The 19,432-nt window shown below is 66.3% G+C and carries 16 protein-coding genes and 1 pseudogene; 5 read left to right on the top strand and 12 right to left on the bottom strand.

Features of this window, described 5'->3' with window-relative positions; genetic code table 11:
• Positions 1 to 67 precede the first annotated feature (67 nt).
• The 6 genes and pseudogenes from EPD80_RS08610 to EPD80_RS08585 all read right to left on the bottom strand — a co-directional run bounded on the left by EPD80_RS08610 (position 68) and on the right by EPD80_RS08585 (position 9,933).
• On the bottom strand, positions 68 to 1,891 hold the full coding sequence (locus EPD80_RS08610) for an ABCB family ABC transporter ATP-binding protein/permease (RefSeq protein WP_142811106.1): 1,824 nt from the start codon (positions 1,889 to 1,891) through the stop codon (positions 68 to 70).
• Between the two features lie 3 nt (positions 1,892 to 1,894).
• On the bottom strand, positions 1,895 to 6,847 hold the full coding sequence (locus EPD80_RS08605) for an Hpt domain-containing protein (RefSeq protein ID WP_142811104.1): 4,953 nt from the start codon (positions 6,845 to 6,847) through the stop codon (positions 1,895 to 1,897).
• An 18-nt stretch (positions 6,848 to 6,865) separates the two neighbouring features.
• A pseudogene (locus EPD80_RS11620) lies at positions 6,866 to 7,516 on the bottom strand (methyl-accepting chemotaxis protein); the annotation flags it as partial.
• 1,108 nt (positions 7,517 to 8,624) lie between these two features.
• Positions 8,625 to 9,143 carry a chemotaxis protein CheW gene (locus tag EPD80_RS08595; protein WP_142811100.1) on the bottom strand — a complete coding sequence of 173 codons (519 nt, stop codon included), beginning with the start codon at positions 9,141 to 9,143 and terminating at the stop codon, positions 8,625 to 8,627.
• 6 nt (positions 9,144 to 9,149) lie between these two features.
• Positions 9,150 to 9,515: a response regulator gene (locus EPD80_RS08590; RefSeq protein WP_142811098.1), complete on the bottom strand. Its 366-nt coding sequence runs from the start codon at positions 9,513 to 9,515 to the stop codon at positions 9,150 to 9,152.
• 4 nt (positions 9,516 to 9,519) lie between these two features.
• Complete coding sequence (locus EPD80_RS08585) at positions 9,520 to 9,933, bottom strand: response regulator (protein ID WP_142811096.1); 414 nt, start codon at positions 9,931 to 9,933, stop codon at positions 9,520 to 9,522.
• 62 nt (positions 9,934 to 9,995) lie between these two features.
• Between EPD80_RS08585 and thiE the strand changes: the two genes are divergently transcribed.
• Both thiE and hemL read left to right on the top strand, forming a co-directional pair.
• Entirely contained in the window at positions 9,996 to 10,658 is a 663-nt protein-coding gene (thiE, locus tag EPD80_RS08580) for a thiamine phosphate synthase (protein ID WP_142811160.1), read from the top strand.
• A complete protein-coding gene (gene hemL / locus EPD80_RS08575; protein ID WP_142811094.1) occupies positions 10,655 to 11,947 on the top strand; it encodes a glutamate-1-semialdehyde 2,1-aminomutase in 1,293 nt (430 codons plus the stop codon). Before thiE ends, hemL begins: the two co-directional genes overlap by 4 nt.
• Before the next feature lie 138 nt (positions 11,948 to 12,085).
• Here hemL and aroE read toward each other — a convergent pair whose 3' ends face one another.
• From aroE to EPD80_RS08560, 3 genes are read right to left on the bottom strand one after another with little or no spacing between them, the layout of a single operon-like run.
• Complete coding sequence (gene aroE, locus EPD80_RS08570) at positions 12,086 to 12,919, bottom strand: shikimate dehydrogenase (RefSeq protein ID WP_142811092.1); 834 nt, start codon at positions 12,917 to 12,919, stop codon at positions 12,086 to 12,088.
• A gap of 3 nt (positions 12,920 to 12,922) precedes the next feature.
• Complete coding sequence (locus EPD80_RS08565; protein ID WP_142811090.1) at positions 12,923 to 13,816, bottom strand: energy transducer TonB; 894 nt, start codon at positions 13,814 to 13,816, stop codon at positions 12,923 to 12,925.
• Positions 13,813 to 15,732 carry a ribonuclease catalytic domain-containing protein gene (locus EPD80_RS08560; protein ID WP_142811088.1) on the bottom strand — a complete coding sequence of 640 codons (1,920 nt, stop codon included), beginning with the start codon at positions 15,730 to 15,732 and terminating at the stop codon, positions 13,813 to 13,815. The genes EPD80_RS08565 and EPD80_RS08560 overlap by 4 nt, the downstream gene beginning before the upstream one ends.
• A gap of 142 nt (positions 15,733 to 15,874) precedes the next feature.
• Between EPD80_RS08560 and EPD80_RS08555 the strand changes: the two genes are divergently transcribed.
• From EPD80_RS08555 to EPD80_RS08545, 3 genes are all read left to right on the top strand, one after another.
• Positions 15,875 to 17,338, top strand: coding sequence for a surface-adhesin E family protein (locus EPD80_RS08555; RefSeq protein WP_142811086.1), 1,464 nt, complete (start codon positions 15,875 to 15,877; stop codon positions 17,336 to 17,338).
• A 67-nt stretch (positions 17,339 to 17,405) separates the two neighbouring features.
• On the top strand, positions 17,406 to 17,615 hold the full coding sequence (locus EPD80_RS08550) for a type II toxin-antitoxin system HicB family antitoxin (protein ID WP_028873926.1): 210 nt from the start codon (positions 17,406 to 17,408) through the stop codon (positions 17,613 to 17,615).
• Positions 17,616 to 17,618: 3 nt separating this feature from the next.
• Positions 17,619 to 17,846 carry a type II toxin-antitoxin system HicA family toxin gene (locus tag EPD80_RS08545; RefSeq protein WP_142811084.1) on the top strand — a complete coding sequence of 76 codons (228 nt, stop codon included), beginning with the start codon at positions 17,619 to 17,621 and terminating at the stop codon, positions 17,844 to 17,846.
• An 80-nt stretch (positions 17,847 to 17,926) separates the two neighbouring features.
• Here the strand turns inward: EPD80_RS08545 and EPD80_RS08540 are convergent, their stop codons facing one another.
• From EPD80_RS08540 to EPD80_RS08530, 3 genes are read right to left on the bottom strand one after another with little or no spacing between them, the layout of a single operon-like run.
• On the bottom strand, positions 17,927 to 18,175 hold the full coding sequence (locus EPD80_RS08540) for a hypothetical protein (protein WP_142811082.1): 249 nt from the start codon (positions 18,173 to 18,175) through the stop codon (positions 17,927 to 17,929).
• Positions 18,176 to 18,188: 13 nt separating this feature from the next.
• Complete coding sequence (locus EPD80_RS08535; RefSeq protein ID WP_142811080.1) at positions 18,189 to 18,770, bottom strand: PIN domain-containing protein; 582 nt, start codon at positions 18,768 to 18,770, stop codon at positions 18,189 to 18,191.
• Complete coding sequence (locus tag EPD80_RS08530; RefSeq protein WP_142811078.1) at positions 18,770 to 19,243, bottom strand: helix-turn-helix domain-containing protein; 474 nt, start codon at positions 19,241 to 19,243, stop codon at positions 18,770 to 18,772. Before EPD80_RS08530 ends, EPD80_RS08535 begins: the two co-directional genes overlap by 1 nt.
• Positions 19,244 to 19,432: the final 189 nt, after the last annotated feature.

Genomic DNA, 19,432 nt, shown 5'->3' with positions numbered 1-19,432 from the left:
GTTCAAGTTTAGCAGCTCGACGCCCCGGCTGGAGGTTGGTGCGCACCATGCCGCGTCGCGACGCCTTTCAGGCGGTACTCGTGCAGGGTGCGTTCTCTTCGCGCTGCTGGTGGCGCCACAGCTCGGCGTAGCGTCCGCCCCGCTCGAGCAGCTCGGCATGCCGTCCGCGCTCGATGACGCGTCCGTGCTCGAGCACCAGGATCTCGTCAGCGTGCATCACGGTGGACAGACGGTGCGCGATCACCAGCGTCGTGCGCCCTCGGGCGACGCGTTCGAGCTGTTCCTGGATGGCCCGTTCGGTGGCCGAATCGAGCGAGGACGTGGCTTCGTCCAGTACCAGGATACGGGGGTTTTTCAGCAGCACGCGGGCGATCGCCACGCGCTGCTTTTCGCCGCCGGAGAGTTTGAGCCCGCGCTCGCCAACCCGCGTCTCCAGCCCCTCGGGCAGACGGGCGACGAGCTCGTCGAGTCGGGCGGCGCGGATCGCGGCCCAGACTTCCTCGTCGCTCGCCTCGGGCCGGCCGTAGCGGATGTTGTAGCCCAGTGTGTCGTGGAAGAGCACCGTCTCTTGCGGCACGATGCCCACGGCACGGCGCAGGCTCTCCTGCTTCAGGTGGCGCACGTCGATTCCGCCCACGCGTACCACCCCGCCGGTGACGTCGTAGAAACGAAAGAGGAGTCGCACCAGCGTGGATTTGCCGGCGCCGGAAGAACCGACGACGGCGACGGTACGCCCGGCGGGCAGGGTGAAATCGACTTCGTGCAGGATGGGGCGGCTGGAGTCGTAGTAGAAGGAGACCCGCTCGAAACGCACGTCCAGCGGCCCGTCGGGGAGTTCGATCGCGTCGGGGGCGTCGCGCACTTCCTCTTTTTCGTCGAGCAGGGCGAAGAGTCGTTCGAGATCGACCAGCGCCTGGCGCAGCTCGCGGTAGACCACGCCGAGGAAGTTGAGCGGCAGGTAGAGCTGCAGCAGGAAGGCGTTGACGAGCACGATGTCGCCCAAGGTCATCACGCCTGCCTGTACCCGCGCCGTGGCGAGCCCCATCATGGCGACCACGCCGACGGTGATGATGGCCGCCTGGCCGAGATTGAGCCCGGAGAGCGAGAGCTGGTTGCGGATCGCGGTTTCCTGCCAGCGTTCGAGATCCTGGTCGTAGCGTCGCCGTTCATAGGCTTCGTTGGCGAAGTACTTCACCGTCTCGTAGTTGAGCAGCGCATCGACGGCGCGGCTGTGGGTCTGCGCGTCGATCTTGTTGAGCCGGCGGCGCTGCACGGTGCGCCAGTTGGTGACGACGATGGTGAAGGCGACGTAGGTGAAGAGCGTGGCGAGCGTGATCGCGCCGAAGGCCGGTTCGTAGCGCGCGAAGAGGATGACGAGCACGAGCGTGATCTCTACCAGCGTCGGGGCGATGGAGTAGAGCGTGAAGTTGATGAGGCTGCCGATGGCGCGCGTGCCGCGCTCGAGATCGCGGGTGAGCGCCCCGGTCTGCCGTTCGAGGTGAAAGCGCAGCGACAGGGCGTGCAGGTGGGAGAAGACTTCGAGCGACAACGCGCGCACCGCGGCCTGGGTGACCCGTGCGAAGAGCAGTTCGCGCAGCTCGGTGAAGAGCGAGGTGCCAAAGCGCGCGAGCCCGTAGGCGAAGATGAGGGCGAGCGGTGGCAAGGCCCAGCGCGGCGCCTGCGGCGGCAGCGACAGGAAATCGACCAGCTCCTTGAAGAGGAGCGGCACCGCGACGTTGGCGAACTTCGCCGCGATGAGGGCGGCGAAGGCGCCGAGCACCCGCCAGCGATAACGCCACAGGTAGGGCCATAGCCGCGCGATCGTCTCGCGCAGGTGCAGGGGGCGGGTGGCGCCCTCGGCCGGCGGCGGGAGCGAGGAATGGCCGCGCATCGCTCAGGCGGGCTTGGCCGCGGCCTCGCGGTAGCGGCGCAGCAGGCGCAGGAGCTCGTCTTCGTCGTAGGGTTTGCCGAGATAGGCGTTGGCCCCCAGCGCCATGGCGTGTGCCTGGTGCTTCTCGGCGAGCCGCGAGGTGATGAACACCACCGGGAGGTCGCGCGTGCGCGCGTCGGCCCGGATCTGGCGCAGCAGCTCGAAACCGTCCATGCGTGGCATCTCGATGTCGGAGAGGATCGCCACGGGCAAGTGCTCCAGCGAAGCGAGTTTGTCGAGCGCATCCATGCCATCTTTGGCGAGGACGACCTCGTAACCCGCCCGCTCGAGGAGCCGCCCCGTGATGCGCCGCACGGTGAGCGAATCATCGACCACGAGGACCAAAGGTTTGGGCTGGGAAACGCCGCTCGGCCGATCGGGGAGCTCGTCCGCGGTCGATTTGGCGGGCGTGCGCGCGAGCGCCACCGGGTTGAGGATGAGCGTGATTTCCCCATCGGCGAGCAGCGTCGCGCCCAGCATGCCGGCGATACGCTTGAGATGCGGCCCCGCTGGTTTGGCGATGACTTCCTGACTGCCGGCGAGTTCATCGACGTGCAGCGCGAGCCGCTCTTCGCCGGAAGCGAGCAATATCACCCAGTTACGCCGCTCCAGGGGCTCGACTTGATTCGGACGATCGAGCAGATGGGGAAGATAGCGCAGCGGATAGGCTTTTTCTTGCCAAATGACATGCCCCATCTGCTGTGCGGCGCGCAGCGCCTCGGCGGGAAGGTGCTCGGTTTGAACGATCAAATTGGCCGGAATCGCCCAGCGGCGCTCGAGGGTACGCACGAGCAGCGCCTGCGTGATCGCCAGGGTGGCGGGTAGCAGGATGCGGAAGGTCGTGCCGTGGGCGGGGGTGCTCACGAGGTCGATACGTCCGCCCAAAGCCTGGATTTCGCTGTGGACGACGTCCAGCCCCACCCCGCGGCCGGCGATCTGGCTGACCTCCCCGGCGGTGGAGAACCCAGGGAGGAAGACGAGCCGAGCGAGGCCGGCTTCGTCGGGTCGAGCGTCGGGGGCGAGTAGCCCGGCGCTGCGGGCACGTTCGAGGATGGCGGCGTAATCGAGACCTCGACCGTCGTCTTGTACCAAGAATTCGATTTCGCTGCCGAGATTGCGCACGGCCAGCGTGATCTGGCCGAATTCGGCTTTGCCGGTAGCCTGCCGTTCTTGGGGAAGTTCGATCCCGTGGGCGACGGCATTTCGCAGGAGATGTTCGAGCAGCGGCACCATGCGCTCGAGTAGCGCCCGGTCGAGAGTGATTTGCCCCCCCTCGATGTCGAGATTGACGCGTTTGCCCAGTTCCTTGGCCGTCTGGCGCACGACCCGGTGGAGACGCGCGGCGACGCTGGCCACCGGAGCCGAGCGGATCTGCATCAGTTCGTGCTGGACCTCACGGGTGAGCCGCGCTTGCTGGTTGAGGGCGGACTCGGCATGGTCTAGGTGCGAGAGGGCGCTTTGTTGGATGGTGGCGACGTCGGCGATGCCTTCGGCGAGCAGGCGCGTGAGCTCTTGCAGGCGCGTGTAGCGGTCGAGTTCGAGGGGATCGAACTCGGCGTGCGTCGCGTCGGCCGTGTGGATGCGCGTCTGCATCTGGGTTTCGGCCTGGATCTCGAGTTCGCGCAGATGGGAGCGCAGACGGATGACGTCGTCGGTGAGCTCGAGCACGGCAGCGCGTAGGGCGTGGAGATCTTGCTCGGCGCGGGCACGCAAGATGCCGATCTCGCCGGCATCGTTGACCAGCCGGTCGATGGTGCCGGCCTGGACACGCAAGGTGACGTGGGGGGATTCGGCCGTTTCGCGCGGTGCCGTGACGGGTAGCGGTTCGGCATCCGTCATGGCAGGAGTGGGCGTTTCTCCCTGCGCCGGCGTATGCGGCACGGCGAGGCGGCGGAAGAGCGCATAGGCGTCTTCGATGCCGCTGCGGGCGAGCTCGCGTGCCGCGGCGAGTTCGACTTCCTTGAGTTCTTGTTCTAGGCGGTGGATGCGCTCGCCAAGCTCCAGGGCACCAGCCATGCGGGCGCTGCCCTTGAGGGTGTGTAGGGTGCGGGCGATGGCGGCGACGTTTTTCTCGTCGCTCGTCTCGTCCCAACGATTGATCTGCTCGAAAAGGCTCTCGAAGAGCGCTTCGCCTTCGTCCAGGAAGATCGGTAGGAGCTGCTGGTCGATTTCTTGGGCGACGTCTTCGGCGGAGGGGGGCTCTGGGGGCGATGCGGGAACTCCGGCAGGAGGGGAGGCTTCTGTCTCGACCGCCGGAGCAGACGGTTGGGCCGCCTGAGGAGGGGCGCCAACGGCTTCGATGGCGGGCAAAAGATCGTGGGGCGAGCCGGGAAGTTGACTCGCTTCGACGCGTTCGAGCGCGGAGGCGAGCCACTCGGTAGCGCTACGCAGAATGTCGCGCTCTGGCGTTTCAGGGGCTCGCTGCATCTTGGCGAGTCGTTCGAGCGCGAACTCGAGTGCCCGACCCAGCTCGTGCATTTCGAAAACCTTGGCAGTGGCCGAGATGCCCGCCAGTGTGTGGACGTGCCGGATGATGGGCTCATCGGGCGGCGGAGCGGGCTCCTCGTCGAGGTAATGGCGCAAGGCGGCGAGTCGCTCGTGCGCTTCCTGACGGAAGGCGTCGAACACGGCGCGCGAGACGATGCGATTCCCGATGACGTGCTTGGGGGGCTCGGCTGGGGGTGAGGTTTCGGCCGGAGGGGTGGCTTCTGGGCTTTCGAGGGTACGCAACCGTTCGGCTTCGGCCATGAGTGCCGGGACCGTCTCGGGGGGCTCGAGCCGGCCGGCGGCGATCGCTTCCACCCAGTCGGCGAGGAGGAGATGCGCCTGCTGGAGTAGCTGCAACAGCACCGGGGTGGCCGGCCATTGGCGCTGTAGCCAAGCGTTGAGGGTCTGCTCCAGAGCCCAGGCACATTCGCCGAGCTCGGTAAGGCCGACCATGCGGCCACTGCCCTTGAGCGTGTGGATGCTGCGACGCACTTCCGTGAGCGCGTCGACATCGTCCGGTCGTTCTCGTAGCTCCGGGATGCGGCACTCCAGGGTGGCGAGGACTTCGCGGGCCTCTTCGAGGAAGATGTCGAGCAGATCGTCCTCGGCCGCCGCTTCTTTTTGTTCTTCGCTGGGTGGCGCGGGGATGGGCTCGATCGCTTGCTCGGGAAGAGGGGACGGAGCGTGTTCCGGAGCGAGTATCGACGCTTCCTCGGTGGAGGACTCTTCTTCGAGCAACAAGTCGGTACCCAGCGCTCCTCCTTCCTCGGCGAAGAGTTCTTGCAGGGGAACGGCGGTGGCCTGGGGAACGGATGCCGCGGATTCCTCGAGGGATTCACCACGCGCCAAGGCTTCGGTTCGGGTATGGAGATAGGCGAGCGTCTCGACGAGCTGGCGCTGCTCGGAGTCTTCGAGGACGCCCTGTTCGGCCAAACGCTCGACCAACGGGGGCAGTTGGGCGAGCGCCTTGGCCTCTTCGTCGGCGCCGATGAGTAGCAAAGTGGCGCGTGCCTCCGCGAGCAGGCGGTTGACGTGGGCCTTGTCGAGGAGCTCGGTCGGATCGCGATAGTAGCGGTCGAGCAGGGATTCCGCTTCGGCCAGGAGGCGCGAGAGTTCTTTGCCGATGCTGCGGCTGTCGGCTTCGGTGGCCTGGGTCTCGAATTCGGGGAGAGGACGGCCCTCGACGAAGGCGCGCAAGCGCTCGATCTGGGTTTGGAGGCGACGCTCGGTGCGTTCGTCCCAATGGGCGGCGCGGCAGTAGGCCGAAAGGATGAGGAGCGTGCGGGCGAGCTCCAACTGGGCCTGAGCGGCGAGGGATTCGTCGGGTTGCTCTTCCATCCACTGTACGAGCGCGGCGAGCGCCTCGATGGCCCGATCGATGCTTGCCCGGCCCAAGGGTTGGGCGAGTCGGCGCAAGGCGTCGAGTTCTTGGCTGAATGCCCCAAGCGGCGGACTCGACGCCTGGGTGAGCCGCTCCCAGTGTTCGATCAGCCGGTCGATCCCCTCGGCCAGGGTGTCGAGCTGGGCGCGAAAAGGGATTTCGGCCAGAGGAAGATCTTGGTCTTCCAACGCTTCGGCGAGCCGCCAGTGTTCGTGCAACAACCGCTGCGCCCGGCTGCGGGGCTCGAGCCGGGCGACGGGATAAGTGAGCGCTTGCAAGAGCCGGCGCGGGGGCTGGGAGAATTCGCCGGCGTGGCGCATCGTACGATGCAGATCGTGCAGGATGCGTTTGGAGACCTCGTCGCGCGGCAGGCGAGCTTCACGCAGCGCGTCGGCGTAGGCAAGGGCGGCCAGCCACAGCGGCTCCAGCGGACGGCCGGCATCCAGCTTGAGGAAGCCGGCGAGCGCCTCGCGTATGGGCGTGAGGGCCGCGATGGCCTCGCGCTCGTCTGCCGGTTTGAACCAGCCGACCAAACCCTTTTCGAAGCGGCGCAGCAAGGCGGCGCGGATGCGCCCTTCGTCGGAGACGACGGGTTGCGGTCGAGGTTGGGTCGAGACTTCGAATTGGAAGAGGTCGCTCGCCGCGGCGCTAGGTTCTCCGGCGAGTGCCGCGAGCTCGAGGTAGTACCGACCCAGCCGCAAGGGTTGGTCTTTGCCGGAATGAATGAGCTCGAGGAAATAATTTTCGGCGGCGATCGCGGCGCGCTGCAATCGATCCATCGCTTCCGGGTCGGGATCGGGACGAGTGGAGACTTTCTCCATGGCCCGCCCCAGCATGTCGAGGTACTGGGCGAAGCCCTCGAGGCCGGCGACGATGAGCACGCCCCGGGTCTCGTGCAGCGACGATGCCGTTTGCCGTAGTGTTTCGGGGTCGTAGTGTGGGTCGTAGTGTGCGCGGGTCCGCTCAAAGGCCAAGCGCGCCCCTGCAAGGGCGCGTTCGACTTCGGGGGCGATCCAGGATAGAGGCTCGGGGGCTGGGCGATGCACCATGGCCTTCGTCTCGGGCGATCAGACGCGGAAACCGGCGACCGAACCGCGCAGATCGGCGGCGAGTTCACCCAGGGATTCGATGGACTGGACGGTGCGCTCCGTTCCTTCGCGGGTCTGCTGGGTGATGGCGAGGATCTCGCGCATGAGCGCGGAGACCTGGGCGCCTCGTTCGGCCTGAGCCTGGATGTCGTGGGCGATCCGGGTGATGCGGGTGGCGGTTTCCTTGGCAGCGCGCGAGATTTCTTCCAGTGCGGCGCCGGCCGAATCGGACAGGGCCGTTCCGGCGACGACCTCGCGCGTGGCGGCTTCCATCGAGCCGACCGCATCCTGGGTATCGGTTTGGATGGTCTTGACGATCGCGGCGATCTGCTTGGTGGCTTCGGCCGAGCGTTCGGCCAGCCGCTGCACTTCCTCGGCCACGACGGTGAACCCGCGCCCGGCTTCGCCCGCGGCGGCAGCCTGGATGGCGGCGTTGAGCGCGAGCACGTTGGTCTGGTCGGTGATGTCGGAGATGAGCTCCACGATCTCGCCGATCTCCTGTGAGGATTCGCCCAGTCGTTTGATGCGCTTGGCGGTTTCCTGGATCTGGTCGCGGATGCGGTTCATGCCCTGGATGGTTTCGTTGACCGCCTCGGTCCCTTTGGCGGAGGCGTCGAGCGAGCGGCCGGCAGTACCTGCAGCTTCTTCGGCCGAAGCGGCCGTCTCGCGCAGGGCGTTGGCCACGTCTTGGACGATGGCGTCGGCTTCCTCGATTTTGTCGGCTTGGGTTTGAGCCGCCTCGAGCAGTTCCCCGGAGATGCGGCGCGCTTCTTCGGTGGAGTCGGTGATGCGTTCTGCCGTGTCGTTGATGCGGCGCACGAGCGAGCCGAGTTCTTCGATGGCGTAGTTCACCGAGTCGGCGATCGCCCCGGTGATGTCTTCGGAAACGGTGGCGCGGATGGTGAGGTCGCCGTCGGCCAGGTCCGAGATCTCGTTGAGCAGTTGCACGATGGCCTGCTGCGTGCGGGTGTTTTCTTCCTCGAGCCGTTGGCGCTGGCGCTCGGTTTCGAGCTCGCGGGCGCGGGCGTCATCCAAGTAGGTTTTGCTCAACGAAACGAAGACGCCAGCGATGGCGATCGCAGCGAGCACGATGAAGAGGTAACGCGTGGAAATGGCGGTCTCGCCGGCGATCTGGACGGCGTCGCGTAGCTCGTTGGCGTCGGCGATGAGGCGGTCGATTTCTCCGAGCAGCTTGAATGCACTCTCGGTGAGCTCCTGTGCTTCGGGCGCAGACTCGCGAAAGGCGCGCAGCGAGGGTTCGGCGTCGAGGAATCGTTGCAAAAGAGGCTGTATCAGTCGCCAACGGGTTTGCAGTTCGGCGGTCTGGGGATGTTCGGCGGCTTTCGTGACCAGGACGGAAAGGGATTCGTCGAGGGTGCGGCGGTTTTGCCGCAGGGCGGTGAACGCTTCGGCCTCGCCGCGCAGGGTCCAGGGTAGGGTGCGTCCGAGCGCATGGGCGGCGTCCTTGACCCGTTCGATCGCGGCGATACGCTCTTCGACGGCGAGCCCGGCCTGGTTGACCGAGACGACGAGCCAGCCAATGGCTGCGACCATCACGATCAATACGCTCGCCAGGAGGATCAGACGGCGCCGCAGAGCGTCTGGCGAGAGCCGAGGGGGGGCGTCGGTGTGTTCATCGGATGCGCTACCAGCAGGAGCTTGGCTCTTGAAGAGACTGAACGCCATGATGATTCCTCGTTGCTCGGATACGTGTCGGGTGTCAGGGTGCGCCGGGGGTTCACCCCGGCGAGGTGATGCCAAAGAACAGAGGATCCGCCACCAGACGCGCCGTGTCGATCAGGAACCAGGGTTCGGGATCGTCGGCGCTGTGGTAGGCGCGCGCGTGCCAGGGGTGGATACCGGATTCGTTGTCGACGGGGGTGAATGCGTTCATTGGGCGCAGACCGGCCGTTTCCTCGAGTAGCAGGGCGGTGTTTTCGATGAGGCGGGGTGCCAGAACGAGCAGCAGGGACTGCTTGCCCAGCGTGGTTTCGGTGCCATTCTCCAGCCAGCCGAGATCGACGACGCCGACGAGATTGCCGCGTACGTTGGCCAGACCACGATAGCCCCCCGGTGCATGGGGAATGGGGGCGAGCGAGAATTCGCCGGCGATGGCCGTCGCGTTGGTGAGTGGCAGGAGCAGGCGCCGCCCTCCAGCACGGAGTACCAACCAGTGTTCGAAGCGGCTTACGGAAGCTTCGCGTAGCCGCTCGGCGAGCTGCTGCTGGAAGTCACGAAGGGAAATCCGCCGGGCCATGGATGGTTAGCCCATGCTGCGGATGGCGGCAAGCAGTGCCGCTTCGTCGAGGGGTTTGACGAGATAGGCCACGGCGCCCTGTCTCAAGCCCCAGACCCGGTCCGCTTCTTGGCCCTTGGTGGTGCAGATGATCACGGGGATGTGCTTGGTGGCTGCGTCGCGCTGCAGCTGGCGCGTGGCCTGATAGCCATTGATGCCGGGCATGACGACGTCCATCAGCACGAGATCGGGCGATTCGGTACGGGCCAGCGCCAGGGCCTGATCGCCGTTCTCGGCAGTGATGACCTGGTAGCCTTCATGGGTGAGGAGCTCGGTGAGCGCGAGTCGCTCGGTGGGGGAGTCGTCGACGACGAGAATGCGGCGGATGGGCATGGAATCACTCTCCTTGCACTGAAGCGTGCGCTTCGGACTTGGGCGGCCAGTGCCGGGCGATCGCCTCGAGCAGCTCGTTCTTGGTGAAGGGCTTGGTGAGGTATTCGTCCGAGCCTACGAGCTGCCCGCGCGCCCGGTCGAAGACGCCGTCTTTCGAAGTCAGCATGATCACGGGGATGTGGCGGAATTTGGGATTTTGCTTGATGAGGGCGCAGGTCTGATAGCCGTCGAGACGGGGCATCATTACGTCGACGAAGATGATGTCCGGCATGAAATCGACGACCTTGGCGAGTGCCGAGAAACCGTCCTCGGCCAGCACGATCGTATGGCCTGCCTGGCCGAGAAAGATTTCCGCGCTGCGGCGGATGGTATTGCTGTCGTCGACCACCAGGATGCGTGGTTTGCGTTCGGTGTTCACGTCGGATCCCCGTGCTTGGCATGCAGGCCGTGGCGGCGATGATCCATGATACCATGCATCCAATGCAAACGCGTTTTTCTCGGCTGCCCGGACGCGGCCTGTATCTGATCACCCCCGACGAACCCGACGACGACGTTCTCCTTGCGCGGTTGCGCACGGCGCTGCTCGCCGGGCCGGTGTTGGTGCAATACCGCAACAAGGCGCTCGATGACGTTGGCCGAGCGCGCCAGATCGAGGGCATCGCGCCGCTGGTGCGGGCTGCCGGGGCGGCGCTCGTCGTGAACGACGACGTCGAACTCGCCGCCCGGTTCGAGGCGGGCGTGCATCTGGGGCGTGAAGACGGTTCGATCGTACGGGCGCGGGAGCGGCTCGGACCCGGCGCGCTCATCGGGGCGAGCTGCTACGCCGATCTCGAACGGGCGAGGGCAGCGATCGCGGAAGGGGCGAGCTACGTCGCCTTCGGCGCGATGTATCCTTCCCCGACCAAACCCCAGGCGCAATGCGCCTCGCTCGAGCTGCTGCGCCGCGCCCGTGCCGAGCTGGCGGTGCCCATCGCCGTGATCGGCGGCATCACCCTCGAGCGCGCCGACGAGCTCGTCGCGGCCGGGGCGGATTGGCTCGCCGTGATCTCGGATCTCTTCGCCGCGCCCGATCCGGTCGAGCGGGCGCTCGCCTGGGCGGCGTGGCACAATCGCGTTTTCGGCACGGAAGGGAAGAAACGATGACGGATCGCAACGAGGCGTGGTTCGAACGGGCCCGGCGCGTGATTCCGGGCGGGGTCAATTCGCCGGTGCGGGCGTTTCGCTCGGTGGGCGGCACGCCGCGCTTCATTCGCCGCGCGCAAGGCGCCTATCTCTGGGACGAAAACGGGACGCGCTACATCGACTACGTCGGCGCTTGGGGGCCGGCGATCGCCGGGCACGCGCATCCGAAGATCGTCGAGGCGGTGCAGCGGGCGGCCGCCGACGGCCTCTCCTTCGGCGCCCCCACGGCGCTGGAGGTGGAGATGGCCGAGCGGCTCACGGCGCTTCTGCCTTCGCTCGAAATGGTGCGGCTGGTGAGCTCGGGCACCGAGGCCACGATGAGCGCCATTCGTCTGGCGCGCGGCTACACGGGGCGAGCCCGTATCGTCAAGTTCGAAGGGTGTTATCACGGGCATGCCGACGCGCTGCTCGTCAAGGCGGGCTCCGGCGCCCTCACCTTCGGGCATCCCAGTTCGGCCGGCGTGCCCGAAGGGGCGGCGCGCGATACCCTGGTGCTGCCCTACAACGAGCTTGCAGCCGTGGAGGCGGCCTTTGCCGAGTGCGGCGACGAGATCGCCGCGGTCATCGTCGAGCCGGCCGCGGGCAACATGAACCTCGTCAAGCCGCGCCCCGGCTTCCTCGAAGGGCTGCGCGCGCTGTGCGACCGCCACGGTTCAGTGCTCATCTTCGACGAAGTGATGACGGGGTTCCGCGTGGGGCTGCAGGGGATGCAGGGGCGCACTGGCATCCGGCCCGACCTCACCACGCTGGGCAAGGTGATCGGCGGCGGCATGCCGGTGGCCGCTTTCGGCGGACGGCGCGAGATCATGGAATGCGTCGCTCCGCTCGGGGCGGTGTATCAGGCGGGCACGCTCTCCGGTTCGCCCGTGGCGGTGGCCGCCGGGCTGGCGTCGCTCGAGCTCGTTTCGGAACCTGGTTTCTACGAGCGGCTCGAGGCGCTCACCGCGCGTTTGGTGTCGGGATTGCAGCGTGCGGCCGAAGAGGCGGGCGTGCCCTTCGCTGCCGATTCGCTCGGCGGCATGTTCGGCCTCTATTTCGCGCCCAGGGTGCCGAGTTCCTACGCCGAAGTGATGACTTGCGACGTCGAGCGCTTCAAGCGCTTCTTCCACGCCATGCTGGCGGCGGGGCACCATTTCGCGCCCTCCGCCTTCGAGGCGGGCTTCGTCTCGGCGGCGCATACCGAAGCCGAGATCGACGCCACGGTGGAGGCGGCTCGTCGGGCGTTCGCCACGCTTGGACACCTCGAATAACCTGCTGCGCGGCTGCATGGCGGCGTTGCGCGGTGCTCGGATGCTCGCCTATCCATTCGATATGTCTCGCATCCTGTGCTCCGGGCGCCTTGCCCTGCCGCCGCTCGCGACGGTTCTTCGAGCTGTCCCCTTTGATCCTCAGCCCGTGAGCGCGGCGCGCAGGCGTGCATACACCGCCTGCGCGTCCGGGCGCACGCCGCGCCAGAGGAAGAAGCTCTCGGCGGCTTGCTCCACCAGCATCCCCAGCCCGTCGGCGGTGCGCGCACCGTGGCGCGCCGCCTCGCGCAGGAACGGGGTGGGCGCGGCGCCGTACATCATGTCGTAGACGAAGGGCCGCGCGGCGAAGAGCTCCGGCGGCAGCGGCGGCAGCTCGCCGGCGAGGCTCGCGCTCGTGGCGTTGATGACCACGGTGAACGGCAGACGTAGTGTTTCCCAGGTTCGTACTTCCAGCCTCACGCCCGTTGCGGCGGCGAGTGCCGCGAACGCCTCGGCGAGCGCCTCGGCACGGGCCAGGGTGCGGTTGGCGAGCACCAGGCGCTGCGGCCGTTCGCGCAGCAGCGGCCCTAGCACGCCGCGTGCGGCCCCGCCTGCGCCCAGGAGGAGCACTTCGGCTCCGGCGAGCGGCACGCCGTGGCGCTGCGTCACATCGCGCACCAGGCCCACCCCGTCGGTGTTGTCGGCCAGAATCCGACCGCCGCGCGCGATGAGCGTGTTGGCGGCTCCGGCCTCGCGCGCGCGCGGCAGCGCCTCGTCGGCGAGCTTCAGCGCCTGCTCTTTGAAGGGCAGCGTCACGTTGGCGCCTTTCCCGTCCTCGGCAAAGAATCGCCGCGCGGCCGCGGCGAAACCCTCGGCGCCGGGGTCGATCGCCTCGTAGCGCAGGTCTTGCTCCGTTTGCTCGGCAAAAGCGTGATGGATGAAGGGAGATTTACTGTGCGCCACGGGATGACCGAAAACGGCGTAACGATCGGTCATGGTTCAGTTCCCTTGCAGGCGCGATTCACGGGTGAAGGTCCAGGTGCGCTTGATGACGATCACGTCGGTGTCGGCACGGATCTCCGGCGGAAAGGGCGCATAAGGGGCACCGAGCCGGACGATGCGCAGCGCCGCCTGGTCGAGCACCGGATGGCCGGAGGAGCGTTCGATGCGTGCCTCGAGCAGCTCGCCGTCGGCACCGATCGCCACCGACATGAGCAGGCTACCGTAGAGCTTGCCTCGGGCTTCCTCGGGGTAGTTGAGCGTGCCGATGCGCTCGACTTTCAGCCGCCAGTCTTCGATGTAGCGGGCGAAACGGTATTCCTTCACGTTGGCCCCGAAAAAGCGCCTGCGCGGTCCGCTCAGGGGCTGGTTCTTTTCGTCGAGCGCCGCGTGCAGGCGGGCGATGCTCGCCGTCTGATCGAGCAGGTCCAGTCCGCTCGGGGCCGGAGTGCCGGGCCGAGTCTGCGGGGAATCGGACGCCGCTGTTTCGCCGTTGCGGCGGCTGAGCGTGGGTTTCGCCGGGGAGGGTTTCTCGTTGTGACGGGCGCGCGTCTCGACGCGGCTTTCCGTGGAACGTTCGCGCTCACGCGGTTTCTCGGTCGTGGTCGGCGTGGGCGCGTTTCGTTCGCTTCCACCGCCGATCAGGGAAGACTGTCCGAGGACCTTGGCATCCGTTGGCGTTTCGCGGTTTCGTGCATTGACGAGCACGATCTCCAGACCCTCGTCTCGTTTGGCCGACGCGGAGGGTTCGGGGGGCATGAATTCGAGGGAGAGCAGCACGAGGTGCAGGCTCACGGAGAGGAGCATGGCCCAGGCGAGAGGCCAGTGCCGGACCCGGCGCCATAGCCGTGGCAGCGCAGGAGTTGCAAAGGAGGGCAGGAAAGACGCGTTCATTGCACCGTGGTGGTGGATTCGTCGGGCGCGGCTTCGGTCGCCTCACCTGGTCCGATGAGACGCCGGAATCGCAGTTTGAGTTCCAGGTCGATGAGTTCGGTGCTTTCCACTTCCAGTTCCACCCTGCAACCGGGGTCGAGCGGAGGGAGGGAAGGAACTTTCACGATCAGCGGCAGGCGCTCACAGCGTACGAGATCGTCGCGCAGCACCGTGGCGCAGAGCCGCGCGATGCGGTGCTGCCGTAGCCAGCGCAGGCACCAGTAGCGCTCCATGTGGCGCTGGAACTCCTGGTAAGAGAGATAGGCCGCCTCGAACTGGCGCACGATCGAGAGAAGCTCGGGGCCGCGCTCGGGGAAGGGCGCAGGGGTGCCGCGAACCGTAGCGATCAGCTGCATCTGGTTCACCAGATCGACGTAACGGCGCAAGGGGGAGCTCGACCAGGCGTAGCAATCGACGCCCAGTCCCTCATGGCTTTCGGCGGCCAGTGCCATGCGCACCTTGCCGCCGGCAGGCTGGACCCGATAGATGCCGGGCAGATCGTGCTCGGCCAGCCGCCGGCCCCAGGTCTGGTTGGTGAGAATGGCGAATTCGCTCACCAATTTGTCGATGGGCGCCCCTCGCGGCCGCGGCGTGATCGTTACCCAGCCCGGCCCGTCTTCGGTCGTCACCGCCCAGTCGACATGGAAGATGTAATCCATCTGGTTCTGCGCCACGGATGCCTTGCCGCGCCCGGCTTCCAGCACCGTGGCCAGCTCCCAGAGCAGTTTCAACTCGGTTCGCCAGGGCAGATCCTCGGGCAAGGCGTCCTGCAGGGTTTCCTCGTTGAAGAAGGGTTCGAGCGCATGCAGGCGCAGATTGGCGGCGATGGGCACCCGTTCGAGCCGCGTCTCCATGCCCTGGATGGCGAGCGAGGCGTCTACGTCCAGATAGAGCGACAACGCCGGCGGAGTGTGCCCCTCGGCGAGAGTGAATCGTTCCACCACCGCCGGAGGGAGCATGGTGATCTTGCGCCCTGGCATATAGACCGTGGACATGCGGTTGCGGGCGATGGCATCGATCGTATCCCCGGGGGAGATTCCCAGTGCGGGGGCAGCGATGTGCACGCCGATGCGCCAGCCGCCGCCGGGGCGGGGCGAGACCGAGAATGCATCGTCGATCTCGGTGGTGGACAGGTCGTCGATGGAGAACGCCTCGACGTCGGCCGTGGGCAAATCTTGCGGCAAGGCCGGCACGGCATGCTCGGGGAAATCGAGTCCGTCGGGAAAGGCCTCGAAGACGAAACGGCCAAAGTGATAGTCATGCGTCGAGGCGATCGCACCCACCGAAAGCAGCAGCTGGGCCGTCGAGCAGCGCAGGGCGACGCTGGCGGCTTCCAGCGCCTGGGTCTCTGGGCGGTTGCGATCGGGCCGGTAGAGGATCTGCGGCAATGCGGCGGCGATCTCTCCGGGCAGCTGCCCGGCCAGGAGCTCGTCGCGCATGCGCTCGATCGCCTCCTGGCGCTTGCGTTTCTTTTCCAGGCCGGCGAGCGCCGCCTGCAGGATCTCGGGCGGAGCCTTCTGGAACCGCCCCTTGCCCTTGCGGTGAAAGTAGATCGGAGCAGCGTGCAGCCGCAGCAGCAGCGCGGCCGCGTCGACCGCGGAGGGCTCGGCGCCATGGTATTCGCGCGCAAAGTCGAGGAAGGAGAACTCGTCCTCCCCGCAGACTTCCCACAGGAAATCGACGTCCAGCGCTTCGGCCCGTGCCTGCGCTTCGTCGAGCAAGACCTGGGGCGGCGGCTCGTCGAAGCGTAGCAAAACCGCGTTACGCTTGACCTTGAGGCGCCGCCCGGAGGGGAGCTCGACGTGCAGCGTGGTTTCTTGCTCGGAAACGACCGTGCCGGCCTTGAATGCGCCGGCGTCTTCGAAAAGGACGAACATGGAAATGACATCGTAGGGCGGAATCCAGTGCAGTTTACCCGAAATCCACGTCGGTGCCGCCGCCTTCGGGAGCTCAAGTTTTTTTCGCTACTGCCGATAACGAACGTATCGAGAGCGGCTGGGCGCGGCGGAGCGGGTCATCATGGGACGCGGAATCATGACGATACGATGGTGGAGACGTCTGCTCGTGCTGCTCGTGCTGGGTGCGCTTGGCACGGTGGCGCGAGCCGAATGGCAGACCGTGGCCCGTGACCGCGACCGCCTGGTGCAGATCGATCCGGATACGCTCATCCCCGCCGAGGGCGGGGTCAAAGTCGTCTGGGGGCGGGTGACGTTCAGCCCGGAAGAATCCCGGCGGCGGGGTTATGCCGCGGTGAAGGCGCTCAACCGCTTCGACTGCCAGCGCCGTACCTACACCACGGTGAAGCGGGTGTATCTCGACGCGAACGATCTTCCCGTGACCGAAGAGACGATCGAGAGGCCGCAACCGGCGCCGGTCTTGCCCGGTACGGTCGATGAGCGCCTGTGGATGGTAGTCTGTAGCCCCCCTTCGGCGGAAGCCTTGCAACGCATCGCCCAAGAGGTCCTCGCCTCGGCCGGTAGCGCCATGGAAGGAAACGGGACCAAGCCGTCTGTCGCCGCGCCTCCGGTCTTGCCCCTCGGGGTGGACCTCGTGGATCCGAAGTCTCTCCCGCCCGAAATCGCCGGTTTGCCGCTTCCCTCGCCACCTGGGGGCACTCCGATGCCGCAGCAGCCGCGGCCTACGCCCCCGGCGGCATCCCCACCGGCACCTCCCCCGGCCCCTTCACGCCCGCCGCCGGGGCTGCTTGCTCCGCCGGTGGTCACTCCCGCTCCGGCGCCGAGCCGAGTCGCCACGACGCCGCCTCCGCCGCGCAGGGTCGCGTCGGCCCGCGCCGCGCCGCGTCCCATGCCGGAGGAATGGACGTACGCCGACGGCCCGGCCGGTCCCGCCCGCTGGCACCTCCTCTCGCCCGACTGGCGCCTGTGCCGCGAGGGCAAGCGTCAATCCCCCATCGCGCTCGAAGGCGCCACGCCGGCCGATATTCCGCCCCCTTTCTTCCGCTACCAACCCAGCCGCGTCGTCCTGAAGCAGGACAAAACGGGCTTGCTGCTCGAACCGACGCGGGAACAGCGCCTGGGGTGGCAAGGAACGTGGTATCGGCTGGAGCGGATCGGCTGGCATCACCCCGGAGCGCACCGGCTCGGGATGCGCGTCGCTTTGGGAGAGATGGTTCTGCAGCATCGGGCGGAAGACGGCTCCCGGCTCTTCGTGGCACTGCGCGTGGTCGCCGCCGAGCGCACCCATCCGCTGCTCGCCGCGCTGGCGGACTGGGCGGAGCAGGGAAGCGCCGCGCCGCGCGAATTGCCGCTCGACCTGCGCACGCTCGAGCCGGTCGACGTCTCTTACTTCACCTACGAGGGCTCCGAGCCTTGGCCGCCGTGCCGTGAAGACGTGCGCTGGATCGTCTTTCGCGAACCGCTCGAGGCCATCCCCGCCGAGATCGCCCCGCTCACGCAAGGGCCGCGCACCAGCCGGCCGCTGCAGCCGCGCCATGACCGGCCCCTGTTCGGCATCGTGCGCTGAGTCGGTCTCACAGATCGGAAGGTGATGGTAATCTATGAACCTTACCGGTAATCGAACGAGGTGCGCAATGAAAGTCTATAGCGCCGTCATCGAACGCTGCCCTCAGACTGGCCTCTTCGTGGGTTATGTCCCAGGTTTTCCTGGCGCGCATGCGCAAGGCAGAACGCTGGATGAGCTGCACCGCAATCTTGCCGAAGTCATTGCCATGCTGCTCGAAGACGGCGAGCCGAAGATGGAATACGAGTTCGTCGGCGTCCATCAGGTCGCCGTTGCATGAGCCATGGGAAACTTGCCCGTTCTCAAGCCGCGCGAGGTCATCTCCATTTTGACCGCGCTTGGATTCGTCGAAGTGCGTCAGCGTGGTTCGCACAAGCAGTTTCGGCATCCTGACGGTCGTTGCACGACCGTGCCGTACCACCCAGGGATGGATATCTCGCCCTTGTTGTTGCGTCAAATTGCGCGTGACGTCGGATTGACGCTCGAGGCGTTCCTGGAATGCCGACGATGAGTCGTTTTCCGCGCAGCGCCTCACACGGCAGGCCGTTCCTATCACGACCCCGCGCTCCCACGTCGCAGGCCCGAGGAACGCTATAGATCGGAGGGAATCGGCGGCTGGTCGGCGGCCTTGTCGAGCACCGCAAGCGCTGCGGATTTGTCGCTGGTTGCGGCAAGCTCGCGCAGACGCTGGAGGTAGAGGCGCTGCTCGTGCATCAACAGCCCGTCGTGAATCAGCTCGGCGTAGAGCCGGTTTTCCGAAATGCCCAAGGCCTCGGCCACTCGTTTGGCGCGCGCACGTTCGTCTTCATCGAGCCGCAGGGGATAGGAAGTCTTTGCCATCGTCGTTTTCTCCCTAGATGAGATCGGCGGCCATTCTTATCTTGTTGGCGGTCATGGGCAAACCGGCTCGTTCCAAAATGTCGGCAAATTCGCTCGGACCCGAACGAGGTTTTTTGCGACGGGCACGCATTTGCTTGAATGCCAAGATCGCCCCGATGGGATCCATATCCCACTGCTCGATGATGAAAGAATCGGGATCCGACAAGATGATCCCGTGTTCATTCAAGATGTCTCGTGGAAAGTCCTTGAAATTGAAAGTAACTATGTAGTCTGCATTGCAAGCGATGGCTGCGGCCAGGACGTGCGCGTCGTTCGGGTCAGGAAGATGGATACTCGGCACCAAGGGTCCCCAGGCCGATTCGGGGACCTCCCAGTCTTGGATGGCTTCTCGCATGCTGTCACGGCGGACCCCCAGTTTGCCGACGAGGTCTGGTCGCTGCCGCTCGAGCGCGCCCATCCACTCCTCCTCGATGCGTACGGTCCATTTGGCTGTGAATACCCCTTCCGCGGCCATGCTTACGAGGGCATCGGCTATTGCAATGGGGTACAGAACGCACGCATCCAGAATCGCTGTGTGAAGGGGGGAGACGATCATCAGTAGTCCAACCCCAACTCGCGCTCGTTTTCTGCCAGGCGTTCGAGCGCTTGCCGTTGCCTTGCCCGCATCTCCTTGGCGTACGCCAGAAGATCATCGAGGGCAACGCGCCGATGCGAGCCCACCTTGCGATACGGTAGGCGGCCGGCCTCCATCTCTTTGATGAGAAATGGGCGTGAGACATTGAGCAGATGCGCCGCTTGCACCGTCGTCAGCTCTTGAGTGCCCGGCATCAGCACGACGGTATGCCCCTCGCTCAAGGCCCCCAGCAACTGGCCGATCAACCTCAAGGTGGCCGGCGGCAGCTCGACGACGGGGGAAGAGCCTTCCTCGTCCGTTCGCAAGGTGATCGTCGCGGCCCGCGCATGGTCCAGCGAGGCCATGATGCAGCGCTGAGCGGCCTTGGCCAGTTCCTTGTCCTCATCGGAAAGCAAAGGAGGGGAAACACGGTGAAGATGATCGAGGGTACGCATGGTTCGCTCCTGAAGCAGTGATCCTTGCCAACCTTAGCACAATAAGTGCAACAAGTGAAACGCCCTGCACCTAAATTGACGCTCGAGGCGTTCCTGGAATGCCGACGATGAGTCGTTTTCCGCGCAGCGCCTCACACGGCAGGCCGTTCCTATCACGACCCCGCGCTCCCACGTCGCAGCCTCGAGGAA

The sequence above is a fragment of the Tepidiphilus olei genome (assembly GCF_006980705.1).
GTDB classification, from domain to species: Bacteria; Pseudomonadota; Gammaproteobacteria; order Burkholderiales; family Rhodocyclaceae; genus Tepidiphilus; species Tepidiphilus olei.
Note: the sequence above shows the minus strand (reverse complement) of the source record. Positions and strands in the feature narration are given on the sequence as shown.